At 31.9% G+C, this 20,857-nt stretch carries 25 protein-coding genes; 23 read left to right on the top strand and 2 right to left on the bottom strand.

Annotated elements, in window-relative coordinates; genetic code table 11:
* Positions 1-186: 186 nt before the first annotated feature.
* Positions 187-438 (bottom strand): DUF3850 domain-containing protein, encoded by a 252-nt coding sequence (locus tag AW14_RS06665; protein ID WP_044638106.1) that lies wholly within the window; start codon positions 436-438, stop codon positions 187-189.
* Between the two features lie 202 nt (positions 439-640).
* On the opposite strand from AW14_RS06665, the gene AW14_RS06660 reads away from it, so the two are divergent.
* From AW14_RS06660 to AW14_RS06595, 14 genes are all read left to right on the top strand, one after another.
* Positions 641-889, top strand: a complete 249-nt coding sequence (locus AW14_RS06660) for a type II toxin-antitoxin system ParD family antitoxin (protein ID WP_042247393.1) — start codon at positions 641-643, stop codon at positions 887-889.
* Positions 882-1,181 (top strand): type II toxin-antitoxin system RelE/ParE family toxin, encoded by a 300-nt coding sequence (locus AW14_RS06655; RefSeq protein ID WP_042247389.1) that lies wholly within the window; start codon positions 882-884, stop codon positions 1,179-1,181. Before AW14_RS06660 ends, AW14_RS06655 begins: the two co-directional genes overlap by 8 nt.
* Positions 1,182-1,366: 185 nt before the next feature.
* Complete coding sequence (locus AW14_RS06650) at positions 1,367-1,738, top strand: transposase (protein ID WP_044638105.1); 372 nt, start codon at positions 1,367-1,369, stop codon at positions 1,736-1,738.
* A 44-nt stretch (positions 1,739-1,782) separates the two neighbouring features.
* Positions 1,783-2,589, top strand: coding sequence for an IS3 family transposase (locus tag AW14_RS06645; protein WP_084708801.1), 807 nt, complete (start codon positions 1,783-1,785; stop codon positions 2,587-2,589).
* Positions 2,590-2,851: 262 nt separating this feature from the next.
* On the top strand, positions 2,852-4,816 hold the full coding sequence (locus tag AW14_RS06640; RefSeq protein WP_044638103.1) for a hypothetical protein: 1,965 nt from the start codon (positions 2,852-2,854) through the stop codon (positions 4,814-4,816).
* Positions 4,817-4,867: 51 nt separating this feature from the next.
* Positions 4,868-5,626: a hypothetical protein gene (locus tag AW14_RS06635; protein WP_044638102.1), complete on the top strand. Its 759-nt coding sequence runs from the start codon at positions 4,868-4,870 to the stop codon at positions 5,624-5,626.
* 6 nt (positions 5,627-5,632) lie between these two features.
* Entirely contained in the window at positions 5,633-6,385 is a 753-nt protein-coding gene (locus tag AW14_RS06630; protein ID WP_044638101.1) for a hypothetical protein, read from the top strand.
* Between the two features lie 61 nt (positions 6,386-6,446).
* On the top strand, positions 6,447-7,229 hold the full coding sequence (locus tag AW14_RS06625) for a hypothetical protein (protein ID WP_044638100.1): 783 nt from the start codon (positions 6,447-6,449) through the stop codon (positions 7,227-7,229).
* Positions 7,230-7,237: 8 nt separating this feature from the next.
* On the top strand, positions 7,238-7,978 hold the full coding sequence (locus tag AW14_RS06620) for a hypothetical protein (RefSeq protein WP_044638099.1): 741 nt from the start codon (positions 7,238-7,240) through the stop codon (positions 7,976-7,978).
* Positions 7,979-8,039: 61 nt separating this feature from the next.
* Positions 8,040-8,423 carry a hypothetical protein gene (locus AW14_RS06615; RefSeq protein ID WP_044638098.1) on the top strand — a complete coding sequence of 128 codons (384 nt, stop codon included), beginning with the start codon at positions 8,040-8,042 and terminating at the stop codon, positions 8,421-8,423.
* 39 nt (positions 8,424-8,462) lie between these two features.
* Positions 8,463-8,849 (top strand): hypothetical protein, encoded by a 387-nt coding sequence (locus tag AW14_RS06610; protein WP_044638097.1) that lies wholly within the window; start codon positions 8,463-8,465, stop codon positions 8,847-8,849.
* A 4-nt stretch (positions 8,850-8,853) separates the two neighbouring features.
* Entirely contained in the window at positions 8,854-9,591 is a 738-nt protein-coding gene (locus AW14_RS06605) for a hypothetical protein (protein ID WP_154662129.1), read from the top strand.
* Positions 9,569-11,242, top strand: coding sequence for an O-antigen ligase family protein (locus AW14_RS06600; protein ID WP_044638095.1), 1,674 nt, complete (start codon positions 9,569-9,571; stop codon positions 11,240-11,242). Before AW14_RS06605 ends, AW14_RS06600 begins: the two co-directional genes overlap by 23 nt.
* Before the next feature lie 224 nt (positions 11,243-11,466).
* Positions 11,467-12,663 carry an IS256 family transposase gene (locus AW14_RS06595; RefSeq protein ID WP_044637031.1) on the top strand — a complete coding sequence of 399 codons (1,197 nt, stop codon included), beginning with the start codon at positions 11,467-11,469 and terminating at the stop codon, positions 12,661-12,663.
* Positions 12,664-12,724: 61 nt separating this feature from the next.
* Here AW14_RS06595 and AW14_RS06590 read toward each other — a convergent pair whose 3' ends face one another.
* Positions 12,725-13,102 carry a hypothetical protein gene (locus AW14_RS06590; RefSeq protein WP_044638094.1) on the bottom strand — a complete coding sequence of 126 codons (378 nt, stop codon included), beginning with the start codon at positions 13,100-13,102 and terminating at the stop codon, positions 12,725-12,727.
* Positions 13,103-14,084: 982 nt separating this feature from the next.
* On the opposite strand from AW14_RS06590, the gene AW14_RS06580 reads away from it, so the two are divergent.
* The 9 genes from AW14_RS06580 to AW14_RS06540 all read left to right on the top strand — a co-directional run bounded on the left by AW14_RS06580 (position 14,085) and on the right by AW14_RS06540 (position 20,843).
* Positions 14,085-14,627, top strand: a complete 543-nt coding sequence (locus AW14_RS06580; RefSeq protein ID WP_044638092.1) for a hypothetical protein — start codon at positions 14,085-14,087, stop codon at positions 14,625-14,627.
* A 167-nt stretch (positions 14,628-14,794) separates the two neighbouring features.
* Positions 14,795-16,162: a TlpA disulfide reductase family protein gene (locus tag AW14_RS14445; RefSeq protein WP_052647445.1), complete on the top strand. Its 1,368-nt coding sequence runs from the start codon at positions 14,795-14,797 to the stop codon at positions 16,160-16,162.
* 157 nt (positions 16,163-16,319) lie between these two features.
* Positions 16,320-17,030 carry a hypothetical protein gene (locus AW14_RS06570; protein ID WP_044638091.1) on the top strand — a complete coding sequence of 237 codons (711 nt, stop codon included), beginning with the start codon at positions 16,320-16,322 and terminating at the stop codon, positions 17,028-17,030.
* Between the two features lie 182 nt (positions 17,031-17,212).
* Positions 17,213-18,553, top strand: coding sequence for a dihydroorotase (locus AW14_RS06565; protein ID WP_044638090.1), 1,341 nt, complete (start codon positions 17,213-17,215; stop codon positions 18,551-18,553).
* A 218-nt stretch (positions 18,554-18,771) separates the two neighbouring features.
* Positions 18,772-19,017 carry an AbrB/MazE/SpoVT family DNA-binding domain-containing protein gene (locus AW14_RS06560; protein WP_044638089.1) on the top strand — a complete coding sequence of 82 codons (246 nt, stop codon included), beginning with the start codon at positions 18,772-18,774 and terminating at the stop codon, positions 19,015-19,017.
* Positions 19,008-19,331: a type II toxin-antitoxin system PemK/MazF family toxin gene (locus tag AW14_RS06555; RefSeq protein ID WP_044638088.1), complete on the top strand. Its 324-nt coding sequence runs from the start codon at positions 19,008-19,010 to the stop codon at positions 19,329-19,331. Before AW14_RS06560 ends, AW14_RS06555 begins: the two co-directional genes overlap by 10 nt.
* A 298-nt stretch (positions 19,332-19,629) precedes the next feature.
* Positions 19,630-19,956, top strand: a complete 327-nt coding sequence (locus AW14_RS14825; RefSeq protein ID WP_154662127.1) for a hypothetical protein — start codon at positions 19,630-19,632, stop codon at positions 19,954-19,956.
* Between the two features lie 219 nt (positions 19,957-20,175).
* The gene (locus tag AW14_RS06545) at positions 20,176-20,424 is read left to right on the top strand and encodes a DUF6364 family protein (RefSeq protein ID WP_044638086.1); all 249 of its coding nucleotides are present in this window, start codon (positions 20,176-20,178) and stop codon (positions 20,422-20,424) included.
* Entirely contained in the window at positions 20,421-20,843 is a 423-nt protein-coding gene (locus AW14_RS06540) for a type II toxin-antitoxin system VapC family toxin (RefSeq protein WP_044638085.1), read from the top strand. Before AW14_RS06545 ends, AW14_RS06540 begins: the two co-directional genes overlap by 4 nt.
* The last annotated feature ends 14 nt before the right edge of the window (positions 20,844-20,857 follow it).

The following is a 20,857-nucleotide window of genomic DNA, read 5'->3' as shown; positions in this document are numbered from 1 at the left end:
TATCCGGATTAAAAAAACAAAATAAGTAAGAAAAATAATAAACGGTTGGCAACACCGTGTATAAAAAATTGCTTATTTTAGTCTAAACCTATGGCAGTTGCTTTGCTTGCTTGCTGCTGATTTTCCTTCGGAAAATCCTCGCTCACAAGCACGCAACTTTCTATACACAAGACCGTTAGGCAACATTTAAGAAACGCAACTGTTTATCTCAATACCTAATGCTACATAACCATCAGTTAAGCCTTCAAATCCGTGAAGTACATATTTCACCGTGCATTCAATAAATCTTTGTGTATATCCATCTTTTTCAGTCCATTCTTCAAGTCTTAATTTATCGCCAGTCTGAAAACCTCGGTCGTTTTTACGAATTTCAAACTGCTTTTCAAGTTCCCAAACCCTATTAAAATAAACAGGTAATGTTTTTAAATTGTGTGTCATAATAAAACGTTGCCTAACACCATATAAAAAATATGCTTTATGGTGTTTGGTTAATTTATTTTATCTTCTAGTTTATGTGCTGTCAAATTCCTGCGGAATTATGACGCACATTTCTTATATTTTACATTGGGCGTAATTTGAGAAAAACGAGCAGAATTTGGATTTTTTACCAAAAATTGGTAATTTTGAGAAAATTAAAAAAATGAAAAATACATCAATATCGCTGGGAAATTATTTTGACCAATTTGTGCAAACACAGGTTTCTGCTGGACGATACAAAAATGTCAGCGAAGTAATCAGAGCTGGACTTCGACTTTTGGAGAATGAGGAAAGTAAAGTAATTGCCTTGCGAAATGCAATTCAAGAAGGATTGAATAGTCCGTTGGTTGAAGACTTTGACTTTGACGAAAACCTCAAAAAATTAAAAGCTGAAAAGATAAAGAATGGCTAAAGTTATATTGAGACAGAAAGCCATAGATGACTTGAATGATATTTGGGACTATACTTTTAAAAAGTGGTCGGTAAAACAAGCTGACAAATATTATGCGACTATAAAACTGACTTGTAACGGAATTGGAGAAAATCCCAATGTTGGAAAGGAATATGACGGAATAAGCAAAAACTTGCTTGGACTGAAATCTGGAAAACATATCATATTTTACCAATTGATTTCGATAGATAGAATAGAAGTTATCAGAATTTTGCACGAGCGAATGGACTTGAAAAACAGGATAACGGAATAAAAAACTACGCCCAACAATGGCTATAAGTAATTGCTTGTTCTCGCCTACTCCTGAAAATCCTCTCGGATTTTCAGCTTGGTGCGTACTTGCAAAGTTAACCGCTAACCCACGCAACTACTCATAGCCGAGACCGTTGCCACCAATTATGACCCGTCCTGAATAAAGGCTACATAATTTTAAACATTATGTACAAAAATGACAAAATCATCAGACGGTATTCAGAACCTTTCAAACTGAAAATTTTAGACGAACTTACAACAGGAAAACTAAACAAATATCAACTAGGAAAACTTTATGGCATTGCTCCTACTACCATTAATGAATGGATTAGAAAATACAACCGTAAAGACCTAATGAATACCAGAGTAAAAGTGGAAACAAAAGACGAGATCACACGAATTAAAGAACTTCAAAAGGAAATCGAACAATTAAAAAAATTGTTGTTAAAGAAAGACTTAGATGCCATGATTCAAGATTCATACCTGGAAGTGGCTGCCGAAGATCTTGGCTATAAATCGGTTGCTGAACTAAAAAAAAAGCTAAATATAGAGCGGTAAATAAAACTAAAGACAAAGCTAAAGGATTTGCGTCTTTAACAACTATTTGTAAGTCTTTCGGGCTTAAACGTGATGCATACTACAAGTATAAATATAGAGCTGACAAACGTTTAAAACTTGAACAACAGATCATTCAAATTGTAAACCAAAAACGCAGATCCTTACCTAGAGAAGGCGTACGTAAACTCAAAATATCTTTGAAAAATGAGTTTGATGAAGCCAAACTTAAAGTAGGCAGAGACACGCTTTTTAACATTCTTAGAAAACACAATATGCTTATAACCAGAAAGAAACCCAGCTACAGAACTACCAATTCTTTTCATAGGTTTTACAAACATAAAAACATCATCAAAGATGTACTTGTTAATAGACCTAATCAGGTTTGGGTATCTGATATTACATACATCAGAACTGTAAAAGGGTTTTGTTACTTGGCGCTTATAACTGACATGTATTCTAGAAAAATCATAGGTTACGACCTTAGCGATAGTCTTGAACTTAGCGGTTGTACCAGAGCGCTTAAAAAAGCGGTATATCAAGCTAAAAACATAGAAAACCTCATACATCACTCAGATAGAGGCATACAATATTGTAGCAATGTATACACACAAATTTTAAAAAGAAACAACATCAAAATTAGTATGACACAAGAAAATCATTGCTACGAAAACGCTATTGCTGAACGTGTAAACGGCATCCTAAAAGACGAGTTTTATCTTGACCAGACCTTTGATAGTGTAGCTCACGCGAAAAAAGCTACAAAAAGTGCTATTAATCTATACAACCAAATTAGATTACATGTATCTTTAGATTATAAAACACCAAATATGGTATATAAATTAACAGCGTAAATCAATTTTTAACCTGTAGCCATATTTCAGGACTAGACATTAGCACTCAAACTCTGTATAAAACAGAATATTTCCTATTTACTATGTTATCTTGAATTAAAAAAAACACGAATTACGGTTTTACCACAGCAATTTTCTTGTTTTTCGACGAAATACGTATTTATTTACAAAATAGTTTGCTTTTTCTGATTTTTTTTTTTTTAAGTTTGATAAGCGTAAAAAAATACATACAATTCGGTTTGTTAAAATTGACCTTTTTTTAATGGAAATTATAATAAAAATTGCTTATAATTTATTTGGTATGAGTTATTACTTAAAATATTTAGGTGCTTTTCTATTATTTATTTTCTTAATGTCATGCAATAAACAAGTGGATACTGAATTGCGTGAGGCATTAGAGAATTCTGGAAATAACAGGCAAGAGTTAGAGCAGGTATTAGAATATTTCCAAACTAAAAAATCAGATAGTCTAAAATATAAAGCAGCCAAATTTCTAATTGAAAACATGCCTTATCATAATTATATAGAGCCTATTCGTGAATTTAATTTTGCATTTAACAGTATAGAAAATTTCCCAAAAAGCGAATTAAACAATTATAGGGTAGAAGCTTTTAAAAGGACATTAGATTCAATTTCCGAGTATTCCAATGGAGAACAACCTAAGTTTGTTAAAGACATCGAAAGTATAAAAGCAGATTTTCTTGTAGAAAACATAGAACTGGCATTTAAGGCGTGGTATAAAATCCCTCAAGATAAAAGAGCATCGTTTGACGATTTCTGTAAGTTTATTTTACCATATAGAAGTTCAAACGAACCGCTCGAAAATCATTCAAGAAAAAAATTACACAATCAATATGCTTGGGTATATGATTGTATAGAGAAAGGGCTCTCCCTAGAAACGATTGTCGATTCTATAAAGACCGATTTCAATTTTACAACGTTTCTGGGAATAGGAAATTCGTATCCTATACCTTTAAGTACAAGCCAAATACAAAAATCGAAGTTAGGGCAATGCGGCGATGGCGTAAATTATTATGTGAATGTGATGCGAGCTTTAGGCATTATGGCTGCAAAAGATTATGTAGAACATTGGGGTAACGACCCTTTTGCCAAAAGCCACTCATGGATTTATACCCAGATGGGTAGCGAAGTTTATCTAACAGATGTACATAAAAAAAGTAATATTAAAGGCATTTATAAAAATGAAAGCATACCCAAAGTATATAGAACTAGATTTGACGCCGTAAACAACACAAATAGTATTCATTTTGACCAAGATGTAACTAATGAATATATTTTAACTATTGATGTTGATATTGATAACATTTTTAATGTAAATGCTAAAGCCCCAATATTAACTGTCTTTGATAAACGAGAAGGTTGGTTTCCTGTAGTTCAGGGACAAAAAACAGGTGAAAATTTCAAATTTAGTAATATAGGCTATAACGTCTTGTATTTGCCTATGGATAAAGAAAGTAAAAAACCGCTCAATTATCCTTTTTTTATAGACGCTTCAAAAAAGATTCGCTTTTTTAAACCTGATAAAAACGCTTTAGATTCTGTGGTACTCACTAGAAAAATCGGTTTAAGCACAAGACGATACAGGGGTAAACGGTTTTGGTTAGAAGCCTTAAACGGAAGTGTTATTGAAGCATCCAATAATTCAGAATTTATAAATGCTAAAGTATTACATGAAGTTTCTAATTTTAATAGTACGCATATTCAAAACATAAAGTTAACAAATAGAGCAAAATACAAATATGTAAGATTTAACAGTAAAAAGCCAAAGTCTTTCTTAGCTAAGTTGGCATTTTATGATTTAGACATGAAGCCTTTACAAGGCGAAATTATTGAAGAACATATTTTAAAAGAAACTAAAGACTATAAATATGGGGCATTTGATGATAATACCCTAACCTATTCTGGAGGCGATTATTTTAAACTTGGACTAGAGTTTTCCAAACCCGAAACTATTGGTTATGTTGAATTTCAGTCTAGACATGATGATAACCACATTAATAAAGGCGAAGATTATGAACTTTTTTATTGGGATAAAAACTGGAAATCTTTAGGGAAACAAAAGGCACAAGATACTTTGCTTCATTATAACAATGTACCTAAAAATGCTTTGTTGTGGTTAAGAAACTTAACTAAAGGAAGAGAAGAACACGTTTTTTGTATAGACCAAAACAAGAAACAGCATTGGCTTGGTTTTGAAAATTTGTAGAGACAAAACCATTAAATAAAATGAATTTATAAACCTTAAATACAATTAAATATGAAAACAATTTTAAAAAAACCAAATGTGACTACCATTGTAGCATCAATGCTACTAGCAGTTGTAATTAGCTTTACAACAGCATGCGAAACTGAGAACACTACAGAAACCGACTATACCGATGCTGAGTATCTTGAACTTGACAAGTATAAATTCGAGAAAATTAAGCAAAAGGATATAGAAAAAATCGCAGAGGGATTTAAAAGATTGGAAACAATCAAAGTAGAGGGCATTTATATGATAGAGGAAAATTCGCCTGAAAAATTGAATATGTCAAAAAAATTACTCTTCTTCTTAGTACAAGGTCTGAAATACAGCAATAATACTTTAAAATTTAAATCAAATTTAAGTAAAACTACTAGGTTAAAAAGCGATAATCCTGAGTATTGGGATGATGATCAACAACCAGAAGACCCTTACTGTTTTTCATATTCAATCAAAAATTTGGGGACATATAGTTTTGAAGATGCCAAAAATTACTCCGATTCTCAATACGGCGCAGGAAACGGAGTGCCTGTGGGGAAAGCCGAAGAATTTTTTAAACATTTTTATCCAAATGGACAAATCTTAAGCCTTGATGATTTCGTAGATGGGGATTTAAACGGAACTATAGTTATACTTACAGATTATAGTAATGGTAAAGCGCATGCTGTTAACGGAAAACTTTATGTTATGAACCATGTTGGTTATTTTGACGGACAGACAGATGACCAAGATTGGACTGAGACTAAGTATGTAGTCAAAATTTTTAAACCTTAACAAATTATGAAAATTATTAAATACTTCGCACTTATTGTAACAATTTCGTTAGCTACAAATTTGCATGCTCAAAAGTTTTCGCATTATGAAAACAATCTAAATTCTTACAAAGAGTATTTTAAAGATACTCTAGGCATAACTATAGCTTTTCCAAAAGAATTTAATAATTTAGACGTCTATTCAGTTGGATTTAAAGTCAGTAAAAATCCTAAAAAACCTACAGGCAGTGCTTATGGTACTTTTTTTTTATCAAAAGATAAAAACTGTATGATAGCGTTTCCTCTGCTTTTGTTTGGCTTTACCTCCGAAATACCAAAAGAAAATAAAACAACAGCTATTAACACCTTTTCTTTTGAACCTAAAAACCAAGTGATTAATGAAATTAAAATACCACTTGAATTATATTACCATCCATTTTGGTCTGATAATGACAAAAATAAAGAAGTAACTTTTGATGTGTATAAATATGCAGACTTTATTTTTGGAAGAAAGGCCAGAGAAAAGTACAATGCAGACGCCTATTCAATATCTGATATACCAAAAACAGATGAATTTGAATTTTTTAGTCTACGTGGTCAATCGATAGAGAATCTTCCTGTTAATAAATTTTCCTATTGTACGAGTTTATTTATTCAAAAAGGCGAAAAGGCTTTGGATATTAAATTTTTCTTTACAGAAAAGGGCTTCAAGAAAAAAGAAAAGTATATAAAAATGTTAGACAAACATATTTGGTTTGATGAGAATTTTAAGCCAGATTAAAAGTAGGTTAATAGCCATTAAATAAAAATGAATTTATAAACCTTTAAATAAAAATAAACAGATGAAAACAATTTTAAAAAAACCAAATGTGACTACCATTGTAGCATCAATGCTACTAGCAATCGTAATTATCTTTACAACTGCTTGCGAAACTGAGAACATTACACAAGGTGACTATGCCGATGCTGAGTATCTTGATCTTGAGTTTTATGATAAAAACAGAAGGACGGCTAAAGATTATGAAAAAATTTTTGAAGCCATACGTAGATTTGATGCAAAAAATATTAACGGCTTCTATCAATTAAAAGAAACTACACCAGAAGAACTCAATATTTCTCCAAAATTATTTAAACATGTTACTTATCTTTTTAATTATACAAATAGGGCTAGAAACTCAACACTCTATGAAAGTTCAAAAGGAATGGTTAGATTAAAAAGCGGGGATTTTGAAGATCAAGACCCACGTGATCCTTATTGTGCTGCTTATTGTGTTTCTAAGTTGAGTTTTTGGACATCATTTAACAAAGCAAAAAATTACTCAGATGAACAATACGGAATAGGCTTTGGAGTTCCTCCAGATAAAATGGATGAATATATTGACCATTTTTTACCCAATTATAAAGTAGGTACGTCAGTTAGTGATCTACAACAAGCGACAAGTCGAAAAGCTATAGTAACTTTCGGAAGACGAAATGATAATGGTGTATATGACCCAATTGGACATGCAGCGATTTTTTTAAATTACGATGAAGTTTCTGGAATAGCAATAGTCGAGGATGCTAACACAGGAAACAGTGAATTGGTACTTAAAGAGGATATCGCGAAAATATATTACAAAGAATAAAATCTGAAATGAAAAAAAACCAAATAATCTATATACTTTTATTGTTTAGTTTAAGTGTATTATCACAACAAAACAAATCCTACGAATATAACTTTAGTTCTTATCAAAAGTATTTTAAAGAAAAAGTAGGTGTAACTATCAAAATACCTAAAAAATTTAATAAAAAAATAGATAAATATTTTCAATATTGGAAAGCTAGTTTAGATAAAGAAAAAATGACGGGTAGTATTTATGGGCCATTTTTTATAACAAAAGATAAGAATTGTATGTTAGCTCTACCATATGACAATTATGCTGATCGAGAGCGACTAAAAAATAAAGAAAATTATCATAATAAGAACTTTTTCTTTGATGCTAAAGGGAAATTAGTTGGTGAGATATTGACTTCACTTGGGTTGTGTAATTCAGGATGTGGTAGTTTAAATAACGAAACTGAAAAACGAGAATTTTATAAATATGTAGAGGTTATTTTTGGCAAAAAAGCTAGAGAAAAGTATAACGCAAATGCTTACGCTATTTTTGATTTACCAAACGCACATAAAACCTGTTTCTTTGATAATGATTTAGAAAAATTAAGAAAAGAAAAATACCCTTATTGCACGAGTTTGTTTATACAAAATGACAATAGTGCTGTTCTAAGTTTTAAACTTTATTTTACAGAAAAAGGTTTTAAAAAGAAAGAAAAGTATATCAACATGCTAGACAAACACATTTGGTTTGATGAGAATTTTAAGCCTGATAAAAAGTAGGTTAATAGCCGTTAAATAAAAATGAATTTATAAACCTTTAAATACAAATAAAAATAAACAGGTGAAAACAATTTTAAAAAAACCAAATGTGACTACCATTGTAGCATCAATGCTACTAGCAGTTGTAATTAGCTTTACAACAGCATGCGAAACTGAGAACACTACACAAGGTGACTATGCCGATGCTGAGTATCTTGATCTTGAGAAATATCACAAGGACAAAATGAAAGAAAAAGACTTTATAACAATGTTTAAAGCAATTAAAAGACTTGAAATAAGTAGAGTCAACGGCTTTTATAAAATAAAAGAATCGACAGCAGAAGACCTAAACATTTCCCCTAAATTATTTAATTATATAACTGCTGGTTTTGATTATAGCAATAATATTTTAAACCCTAAAGTATCTATTAGAAGTAAAATTACTAAATTAAAATATGGGAATTAAGAAGATGAATACCAACAACAACGTGACAGCACTTATTGTATGGCACACGCTATCGCACAATTAGGCGATTTTACTCTTGATTCTTGCAAAGAATATCAGGATAGTCAAGGTCATGGTGGAGTAATGATTCCTTATAACCCTTCTACTGGCCGATATGATGTTGCTAATGCTATTGATTTATTTGAGCATTTCTACCCAAATGGGTCCTTTAATTTAGCCCCAAATATCAACTTACAAGGTGGTAGTATGAATGATAATGTGTTTTTTTTTAGACAAGTTAGTAATGGATCTGTAGTAGGGTCTCATGCAGTAAATGCGATTTGGTATGATGAATCTAGTAGGACAATAACTTATAGAGATTATCAAAATGGTGGTAGAATGGCATTTGCTTCTTTAGATGATGTAATCGTTGTTTTTAATCATTAAAATTATGTTAAACATCAGATGTAAAATTACCATTACAATATTGCTAGTATCTTTAAATGCTTTTTCTCAAGAGAATTTACCTTATGATGAGAACCTACATTCTTATAAGCAATATTTTAGAGACAACTATGGCGTTACAATTTCTTTCCCAGATAAGCTTAAAGATTTGGATATATACTTCATTCCTTGGAGAGTAAGAAATGACAGAGAAAAATGTACAGGTTTACTATATGGTCCAATTTTTTTATCAAAAGATAAAAATTGCATGATTGCATTTCCTTTTGAATTTATTAGTTTTTTTAAGGGATTAGAAGAAAACAAAAAAATACCGCTTAATACATTCTATTTTGACCCAAAGGAGCAGATAGCTGCTGAAATAGAAACATCACTTGGCTTATATTACTGCATTGGAGATTCAAGAAATAAAGATATAGATAACGTTGAATTATATAATTATGTAAATTTTGTTTTTGGTAAACAAGCAAAAGAAAAATACAATGCAGACTCATTTGCAATTTATGACTTACCTAATGCAAATAAAACTTATTTTCTTGATGAATCACTCGAAAAGCTTCATAAAAAATATCCATACTGTACAAGTTTGTTTATACAAAAAGACATAAGAAATTCTTACTTGAGTATTAAATTTTTTTTCACAGAAAAAGGCTTCAAGAAAAAAGAGAAATATATAAAAATGTTAGACAAACACATTTGGTTTGATGAGAATTTTAAGCCTAATTAAAGATAGATTAATAAATATTAAATTAAAAGATTTAATCATTCTAGTCTTTCTCGGAAGTGTGTTTCTCTCTTCCGAGAATTTTGTAAATAAAGAAAATACTGTAAAATTTTATTTTACGGTATTTTCTTTTCTTTTTATAACGCTATACTTAGTATTTCTAAAAAACGAAAAGATTAAAATCGTATTAAAAGAAATCACTTCATTTAGCATTTTAAAAGGCTTTTATGTTGTTGGTGTTTTACAGTCATTATACGCAATATGTCAATACCTAGGTTGGTTTACAACAAACAATCACTTTTTTCCTATTACAGGAAGTTTTGATAATCCAGCGGGTTTTTCTGCAGTCTTATCAATGTTGTTGCCCATTGGAGTTATTTGGTGTTTAAAATCTAAAAAGCTAGAACGCTATCTACTCACGCTTTCATTAGGTTTAATGTGCTTTTCAATAGTTGCTTCAGGTTCTAGAGCTGGTGTATTGGCAGTAATCGTATCTACAATTTTTGTTTTTATCTCAGAATTTCAGCTAATCTCAAAAATTAAAAATTCTAAAAAAACCAAAGCTTTTGTTACGGTCTTCATTGTTCTTTTAGTCATTGTATTAATAGGGTTATATAAGTTAAAGCTAAATTCAGCCAATGGAAGGTTACTAATTTGGAAGGTGTCAACCGAAATGATAAAAGACAAACCCTTAATTGGCTTTGGTTACAATGGTTTTAAAGCCCATTATATGGATTATCAGGCAAAGTATTTTAAACAAAACCCAAAATCGCAGTATAGCCAGTTGGCAGATAATGTGTCGCACCCGTTTAATGAGTTTATTAAAATTATTGTTAATTATGGAGCGTTAGGTTTGCTCACGACTTTCGTTGTAATATTCTTTTTTTTTAAGAGAATATTACGATTAGACCCTTTTAAACGAAACTTATTTTTGGGCATACTTGTTTCGTTTTTTGTATTTTCATTTTTTTCGTACCCTTTGCATTACACACCTGTTTGGTTTTTGTTAATATATTCCACCCTAATTGTGGTTTTGGGTAAAACTCCAAAAAAGGTATTTTCAAAGAAAACTAAAGCAATAATAGGAGCGATATGTTTTGCAGGTATTGTCTTTTTTTCTTTTAGTATGTATTTAGAGCTAAAGTGGAAAAAAATTGCTACAAAATCATTACAAGGCCAAACAGAACAAATGCAACCTGAATATAAACACATGTATCCTTATCTTAAATATAATGTACTTTTTCTGTATAATTATGGCGCTGAGTTAAACTATATAGAACAATATAACGAGAGTATAACTTTACTTGATGAATGTAAACAACAGTTTAATGATTATGACGTGCAAATGCTATTGGCCGATAACTATTACAATATTGGAAATACCAAAATGGCAATTAAAACGTATGAATATGCAGAACAGATGATTCCTTGCAGATTTTTACCACTTTATAAACAATTTGAGATTTACCAGAAAGAAAAGAAAACTCTTAAAGCTAAAGAAATTGCTGAAAAAATTATAAAAAAGGAAGTAAAGGTAAAATCTTCAGCAGTTGAGTTGATGATTACTGAAGCTCAAAACTACTTAAGTCTTGAAAAGCCTGAATCAAGTGAAACTTCAGAATATAAAGGAAGAGTATATGGAAATGAAAAATAACTGGTGGCAACATTGTATAAAAATAATAGCGGTTTAGTCGCTTAAACGAAATGAAAATTATAAATCAAACAACAGTAACAAGCCGAAAATAAGGTGCATAAAATCCGCTACTATTCTTATACGTAACCGTTAGAGGGTAGTATCTCACAAAGTGTGTAAAGTTAAAAATATCGAGGGTTGCAACCCTCGATATTTTTTTGTTTAATTTTAAAATTTACACACTTATGAAGAAAGAAGATTTTCTAAACGACGATTTTTTAAAACAGTTTAAAACAGGAGACGAACTGACCTCCTTTCTAAAATCCATTCAAAAGCGAGGTATTGAAAAGATGCTAGAAGGGGAACTTGATGCTCATTTAGACTATGAGAAGCATCAGCAATCCGATAATAGCAATACCCGTAACGGCTATGGGTCTAAAAAGATAAAAACAGCTTTAGGAGAGACTAATATTAAAGTTCCCAGAGACCGGGACGCTTCTTTTAACCCTATGCTGGTTCCTAAACGCACTAACATGGTTGATGGCATAGAAAACGTCATTATCAGCCTTTATGCCAAGGGTATGAGTAATTCTGATATTGAAGAGCAAATCCGAGAAGTTTACGATTTTGATGTATCCACATCTACCATATCACGTATCACAGATAAAGTTACCAATGATATTGTTGCTTGGCAAAACAGACCTCTGGAGCCCGTATATTTAATTACTTGGATGGATGGCATCGTATTTAAGGTTCGGGAGAACTCCAAAGTCATTAACAAAACCATGTACATCGCCGTAGGACTGCGTAGAGATGGTAAAAAGGAAGTCTTAGGGCTTTGGTTGGGGAAGAATGAATCGGCAGCCTTTTGGATGAGTGTACTAACCGATATGAAAGCCAGAGGCGTTCAGGATTTGCTTATCACGGCCACAGATAATCTTAACGGTTTTACCGACACCATTAAAAACGTTTTTCCTGAATCTAAAACCCAAATCTGCGTGGTACACCAGATTCGTAATGCTTGTCGGTATGTTGTTTGGAAAGACAAGAAAGAATTTACAAAGGACATGAAAAGCATCTACGATGCACCCACCAAAAGTGCAGCAAAAGCCGCCCTAGAAGACTTTGCTCAGAAATGGGAACACAAGTACTCTTACGCTATTAAAAGCTGGAGAGATAACTGGGAAGAACTTACCGCTTTCTATGAATTTCCTTTAGAAATTAGAAAAATCATTTACACTACGAACCTTATTGAAAACCTTAATGGAAAAATCAGAAAATACACTAAAAACAAGCTCTCATTCCCAACAGATGAAGCTGTTATGAAGTCCACTTTTTTAGCCCTTAGAGAGGCTACCAAAAAATGGTCGATGCCTATTAGGAACTGGGGCATTATTTTAAACCAGTTTTTAACTATATTTGAAAAAAGGGTTCAACTTTAAAAAAGTTAAACCCTCGATTTTTAACTTACACACTTTACGGGATAGTGTCCGTTAGAGGTAATTATTCTCCTTGTTTGCGTTTTAATTTCCTTAATTCTATGTGTAAATTTTTGTTTTCTTTTTTAAGTTCTGCAATTACAGAATCTTCTTTAATCAAAGCCTGTAAATGGTCAAATTTTTCTTTTATTTTTGAGTATTTTGAATACCATTCTAAACCACCGTTTTTAAAAGATTTTTTTAACTTTTCATCTTCTAATTCATGAATATAAGCAATAGACTTACCCAATTCAATTTCAACCTCACTTAATTTTTTAGACAGAGCTGCAATGGTTTCATCTTTTCTATATCTTCTTTTTAACTTAATTAATACGTTATCAAAATAACTACCGCTAACACCAGATATATTTAATCGTTCGGTTTTACCTGTTTTTTTAGTCATAATTTTTAAGTTTTAGTTTATTTGTGGTTATACCCCTACGATTTTACAAAAATAAATATAAGCAATGCCTCAAAAGACATTCCCGTTACGTGCTTTCGCAGAGGCTTTACTTCGCTATATCTCCGCAGGTTGACACCCCTACGCTCGGCACTACTCATATTCTTTAACATTGTGTTTCATTACCCAACGTTCCCAAAACAGAAAAAAGCCTAGTTTGTTTTTCGAATTTTTTTTTGTGATTTAAGAACGAAAAACAAAAAAATAGTTCCTTCAAATCTGAAAAAAAATGCTTCGGACTTTTAGCTTGTTTTCGGAATAAAAAACCGATAAATATCTCACTGACCAAAGCACTACGCAAACATTACGTCGGACTGAATAGCGAAACGGATAAAAAAAAATTGACGACTGACAAAAAACTGTAAGAAAAAAATAACGAAAACACAACACCGTGTATAAAAAATTGCTAGTTTTATACTAAACCAATGTCAGTTGCTTTGCTTGCTTGCATCTGATTTTCCTGCGGAAAATCCTCGCACACAAGCACGCAACTTTCCATACACAAGACCGTTGTGTTTCATTATCCAACAAACCCACCAAAAAAAAGCCTGGTTTAATTTTCGAATTTTTTTTTGAGATTTAAGAACGAAAAACAAAAAAATAGTGCCTTCAAACCCAAAAAAAACGCTGCGGATTTTTAGCATATTTTCGGATAAAAAAACTCAAAAAAACCTATTACTGACCAAAGCATTACGCAAACATTACGTCGGACTGATTAACGAAACGGATAAAAAAAATTTGACGACTGACAAAAAACTGTGAGAAAAAAATAACGAAAACACAACACCGTGTATAAAAAATTGCTAGTTTTATACTAAACCAATGTCAGTTGCTTTGCTTGCTTGCATCTGATTTTCCTTCGGAAAATCCTCGCTCACAAGCACGCAACTTTCCATACACAAGACCGTTGTGCCCAATTTCGCGAATGAGAGATATTGAAAAATTAATTAAGGAAATTATTCCACCGCCAACTCGCGAGGAAAGAGAAGGATTTACAAATGATAAAATCATTGCTGGACTGAACAAAGAGGAGTTTTTAGCAGTTGAAAAAAGACTAATTGAGGAACTAGAAGAAAAAGATGACCTATTGATTGGACAAACATTGGTCGGAATGGAATCCGAAAATGCTCTGCCAGTTCTGAAAAAACGGCTTGAGAAAAAAGATTCTCATTTTGAAAAAATTACTTGGGCTGCGCTAATAAATGACCTCAAAAAGGGAGATTCCGAAATGGAAAAAATAGCTTTTGAAGCATTTGAAAAATTGGAATTCATTTATGCTGTTCAAGGCTGTATTTTTATGGACTTAATAAAGTTCAACAGTCCAAGAATAAATAAACGGATTGAAAAATTTGTTGACCATAAATATGACTTGGTTGCTATCCACGCTAAAACGGTTTTGAATTATAATGGCTATGCGGATTCATATAATAATTCTGAACCTAAAAAATGGTGGGAATTTTGGAAATAAAAAAACTGGGCACAACAATGTATAACCGCAATTACGGCGGATTCGACTACGTCCGAATCCACTCGGAATTGCTAAAGTCTGTACCAAACCGAAAATTAACGCATATTAACCCGTAACTGACGGTTATACGAGACCGTTAGGGCACATTAAACCAAATCACGAAATAAATGAAAAATAAAATATTATTGGCTGTTACTTTATTAACTACTATTCTTATTCACTCTCAAAGAATTGGAAATAACCCTGAATTTAAAAATAATAATATAGTAATAGATACCACAAAAACGATTTCGAAAATAGTAGCACTTGATAAAGTTGTACATGGGTTTGGTCCTTCTGGCAATTTTAGCATTGGCATAGGTTCAAGAGATTTATACAGTGAGGAAGAGTTAAAAGGATACCCAGTAATGAAAAATCTTCCCGATTCTTTGACCAATATAAAAGAATATCTTATTATTTTAAATGACCTACAATTCTACTACCAAAATTACAAGCAGGGTATTTACAGTAAAGAATTCTTTCTTAAAAAAGCTGAAGAAAGAAAAAGAAAACTTTCTGACACAATTCATTTAACAGATAAAACTGTGAAAAACACAATTTCAATAGTATCAGGTTTGACAGCGGACAACAGAATTGTGTATATAGTCGATACCAATAATAACAATGACTACTCGGATGACGAATTGAAACCTTTATTGTTCGATTTAAGAAAACATGATGACATAATTGAAAACTCTCAATCTGTTGATATCGAATATTTTGATGGAAACTCAATAAAAAATGACAAGCAATTAATCAGAGTCGGAAACGATTATAATAGAAAAGATTTAATGTTTAGTTTTCCGCAATTTAGATATGGTAAAGTCGAATTAGGGAACGAAACTTACTTAATAATTTCCGAATCATTCAGTCTTAATAACGCTATCTATCTAGTAAAAGACCGACCTTATTTTAGCAATCTTGACCGAAAAGATATGATAAACCCTTATCAATATTTCAATGCAAATGGTTTTTACATACAATATTCTCCAGTTTCACAACACAATGATAAAGTAAAACTAACCATAAGCACTAATGATTCAGATAATAAAAAAACACCAATTGCAGCCCAAGTTGGAATGATTGCCCCAAATTTTAGTGGCATTAATGTACTAGATGACATGAACATTTCTTTAGAAAAATACAGAGGAAAATATGTATATGTTGACTTCTGGAGCTCTGCATGTCCCCCTTGCATCATAGAGTTTCCAAACATAAACGAAGCTTACAATAAATTTAACAGGAGTGAAATAGAATTTATTGGAATTGCCGACATTAGGGGGAAAACTGATATTAAAAAATTTGTTAAGGAAAAGGAAATTAATTGGCCAACTATTAATGAGGCAGAGACATCGACAATTACTAAAGGTTATAATGTTAACTCTTGGCCAACTACATATCTAATTGACCCAACAGGTAAAATTATTGCTACCAATTTAAGGGGAAAAGACTTGAATAATAAATTAGAATTGTTAGGAATATCCACAAAAAATTAAAAAACGTGCCCTAACACCGTATAAAAAAAATTGCTAGTTTTAGCTAAACCAAAGTTAGTTGCTCGTTTGCCAGCTTCTGATTTTCCTTCGGAAAATCCTCGCACACAAACACGCAACTTTCCTTATACATAAACGTTAGCAAACATATGACTGAATAATGAAATTCATCAATCTTATCATAATTGCACTTATGACTTTCAGTTGTTCTAATGAGAGTAAAATAGCTGAATTTGAAAAAGTTTTGGGAAAAAAGAACAGCCAAACTCTAACTTTCCTTGTGAACGATTTTGAAAATGACTTCCTGAAAAAACAATACCCTGATTCTGAACTAAATGAATCTTATAAAAAATTCCTGACCGATTATAAAAATGGAAACCTTGAAAACTGGCCACCATTACCCAAAAAAATTACTGAAATATTTGAGGCAAGTGAATTAAAAAAGGAAATGTACTTCCATCCAGATTCTGTTTGGATTTTACCGAACAGTACATTCGACAAAGTAGAAGAAGATTCTTTAATATTCCTTGATGTTGACAGACCATATATTAAATTGAGAAAAAAAGATTTAATGTATAGTAGTCCAGATAAAATAGTTTACGAATATGAGCGTCATTACGTGAAAATTGACTCTACTACTGACAGAGATTCATTAATAAATAATGTAATGAACTTGAGGTATGTGAATTATTATAACGGAAAATATAGACAAGCAACTGATTATATTAGAAAATTTGGCGGATTTTTTGAACGATTTTCTGACCGAAAAAATATTTTCAATAAAGATCAAATTTGTGAATTAATATTAGCAGAAGCTGACTTAAATGACGAACTTGTTAGAAAATTGATAGTATTAGAATTTGTTTTATAAAATACGTTTGCTAACAATGTATAACCGCAATTACGGCGGATTCGACTACGTCCGAATCCACTCGGAATTGCTAACGCCAGTGCTAAACCGAAAATTAACGCATATTAACCCGTAACTGACGGTTATACGAAACCGTTAGCGGTAATGTAAAACCACTCGACATAAAGACCATTAATTAAACAATGAACGATAGCATTTTAATAAAGAATACAACCATTGTGAATGAAGGAAAATCATTTATTTCAGATGTTCTTTTGTCAGATGGACTGATTCAAAAAATTGGAAATATTGAACCTGACCCGAACCAAAAAGTAATTGATGGAACAGGAAAACACTTGTTCCCAGGAATCATTGACGGACAAGTGCATTTCAGAGACCCAGGACTCACGCACAAAGGAGATTTATATACCGAAAGTAAAGCCGCGATTGCAGGCGGTGTGACTTCCTTTATTGATATGCCAAATACAGTCCCAAATATATTAACTGTAGAGAGCCTAAGAGAAAAGTTTGAAATCGCTTCCAAAAAGTCTTTAGCGAATTACTCGTTTTTTCTTGGTGTCAACGGAGAAAACATTGATGAAGTAATTAAGACCGACACAAGCCAATTTATTGGTGTTTCTGATGACGGCTTGTACTTTACAAAAAAAGGAAATCTACTTGCCGACAATCCAGAGACAATGGAAAAACTGTTTGCTAACTGCAAGTCAATAATTGCCATTCATTCAGAAAAGGAAGTAATTGTAGAAGAAAACGAAAGGATTTATAAAGAAAAGTTTGGAGAGAACATACCAGCTCAATATCACCCAGTTATTAGAAGCAGCGAAGGATGTTATGAAGCAACCAAGAGAGCAATTGAATTGGCTAAAAAACACAATGCTCGATTACATATTTTGCACTTGACCACAGAAGCTGAAACACACTTGTTTCAAAATGATATTCCCTTAACAGAGAAAAAAATCACGACAGAAGTTTCTGTTCACCACCTATGGTTTACTAACAAAGATTATGACCGATTGGGAATGCTGATTAAATGGAATCCTGCCATTAAAACCGAACAAGACAAACAGGGCTTGTTGACCGCTCTAGTTGATGACAGAATTGATATTGTTACAACAGACCACGCACCACATACATTGGAAGAAAAAGAGCAACCTTACTTTCAGTCAATGTCAGGAGCACCAATGGTTCAACATTCTTTGAATTGTATGTTGGAATTTTACAAACAAAACCTCATTTCATTAGAGAAAATAATTGAGAAGATGTGTCATAATCCAGCGATTCTTTACAAGATGACCAAAAGAGGGTTTATAAGAGAAGGATATTATGCCGACTTGACATTGGTTGACTTGAATAGGAAATGGACAGTAACTAAAGATAATTTACTTTATAAATGTGGTTGGTCACCATTGGAAGGAACGACTTTTCAAACGGAAATCAAACAGACCTTTGTGAACGGAAATTTGGTTTATGATAACGGAATATTTTTCGAGCACGTAAAAGGAAAAGAAATAGAATTTGGATAAGAAATAAAGAAAACACTACCGCTAACAATGGCTATAATTCATTGCGGTTGAATTCCTTATCGGAATTCAACGCAAGTTTGCTATCTTTCGGCTACGGCGGAAAGAATCCTGCGGATTTTTCCGCAACGAAACCATAGCCCAAACCGTTGGCATTAATACGGACCAAATTTTGATATCCCGTTAAAATGTATTTACTTTGTAATAACATTTAAGAAATTATGGAAACATCAATAATCAAAATTGGAAATTCGAAAGGACTTCGTTTAAGCAAGACCATTTTGGAAAAATATAACATTAAGGATAAGGTTGAACTTATACTGGAAAAAGGACAAATAATTCTTAAACCTATCTCATCGCCGAGAAAAAATTGGGAAAAGGAATTTAAAAAGATGAGTGAAAATGGAGACGACAAATTGCTGATGAACGACGTGTTCGATGACGAAAACCTTGAGGAATGGATTTGAAACAATATTCTATCGTTCTTGTAAATCTTGACCCAACAACGGGAAGTGAAATAAAAAAGACAAGACCTTGTGTAATCGTTTCGCCAAATGAAATGAATAAATATTTAAACACCATTGTACTCGCACCAATGACAACGACCCTGAAAAGATACCCGACAAGGGTTTCGGTAAAACACAACGGGAAAAAAGGAATGATCGCGATCGACCAAATTCGGACAGTTGACAAAACCAGAGTCATTCGAGTTTTTGAAAGTCTGGAAAAATCAGAAATTAAAAAATGCAAGGAGGTAATAAAAGAAACCTTTGTGGACTGATAAAAGTACTAATGCCAACAACGTATATAAAACATAGGGCGAGTAAGTATCAGGATCATTGGCTATTGCGTGTCCGCGGGGTCGCCGAACCTTTTGATTTGGCGACTGAAAAGAAAGGGTAGTCCCAAAATGCAAAAGGTCCGGCTTGTGCGAGGCCGATAGGAAATCGCGCTTCCCCTGCCCTACGTTTCATATACAATCCCGTTGGCATTAATTTCCAAAATACCGTTTATAAATTCTATTTAAAATATCAATTAGATTATAAGCTATTGAAAAATAAACAAAAAATAAAAAGACAATGGATAACATAATTTCAAAACTAATTGTCGGAATAATAATTTTAGCGTTAAACGTACTTTCTAGGAAATATATTGAACCAACAATGCCAGATAAAAAGAAAGCTATTTCGTATATAAAAAAATACCTTTCCTTTAGTTTTAAGTATGTTTTGTATGTTTTTGCAATTATATATTCTTTTATTTTCTTAGAGTTTAATAAATTATTCATTTTAATAAATTGTGTTTGTTTTTGTGGAATTATTTTTAATATAACAATGGATATTATAACGTCAAATTTTGACTATTATAAAACCGAATTGACTAAAAAAGCTGACAAAAAAAACTAATGCCAACAGTGTATATAAAAAATTGCTTGTTTTTTATTAATCCGATGACAGTTGCTTTGTTTGCTTGCTGCTGATTTTCCTTCGGAAAATCCTCGCACACAAACACGCAACTTTTCATATACGAACCGTTGGGTGTAATTAGACTCATCAATAAAAAATCATAGAAAATTAAAATTATACGGATTATTTTTTTAAATTTGTACGTATAAAATAATTATTATGGACACAAAGTTGACTTTAAAACTTAATCAAAGAATTATTGAGAAAGCAAAGGAATATGCCTCTGATAGAAAAATGAGTCTATCTCGAATTGTTGAAGCATATCTACAATCTTTGACTACCGATAATGATACTTCTGAATTTCAAATTTCACCGTTTGTAAAAAGTATTTCAACTGGAACTGAAATACCGACGGATTTAGACCTTAAAAAGGAATATTCTGATTTTTTAATTGAGAAGTATAAATGACTAAAAGAATTTTTATCGACACCAATATTATGTTGGACTTTTTAGGAGAACGAAAACCTTATTATGAACCAATTGCGAAAATTGCAACATTAGCAGAAAAAGAAAAATTAATAATGGTTGTTTCTCCTATTTCATTCGCAACGGTAAACTATTTTATTGCCAAATTTGAAAATGAAAAAATTGCGAGAGAAAAACTTCGTAAATTTAAAATCATTTGTGAAATATGCACACTAGATGAACACACGATTGAAAAAGGGCTTAATTCTGCTATAAAGGATTTTGAAGACGCTTTACAGTATTTCAGTGCAACCGAATCAGATTGTGAAATTATAATAACTAGAAACGGAAAAGATTTTAAGGAATCGCTATTACCTGTTATGACGGCAGATGAATTTTTAAAATCTCTGAATAAAAAATAACTACACCCAACAAT

Source organism: Siansivirga zeaxanthinifaciens CC-SAMT-1, from assembly GCF_000941055.1.
Taxonomy (GTDB): domain Bacteria; phylum Bacteroidota; class Bacteroidia; order Flavobacteriales; family Flavobacteriaceae; genus Siansivirga; species Siansivirga zeaxanthinifaciens.
Note: the sequence above shows the minus strand (reverse complement) of the source record. Positions and strands in the feature narration are given on the sequence as shown.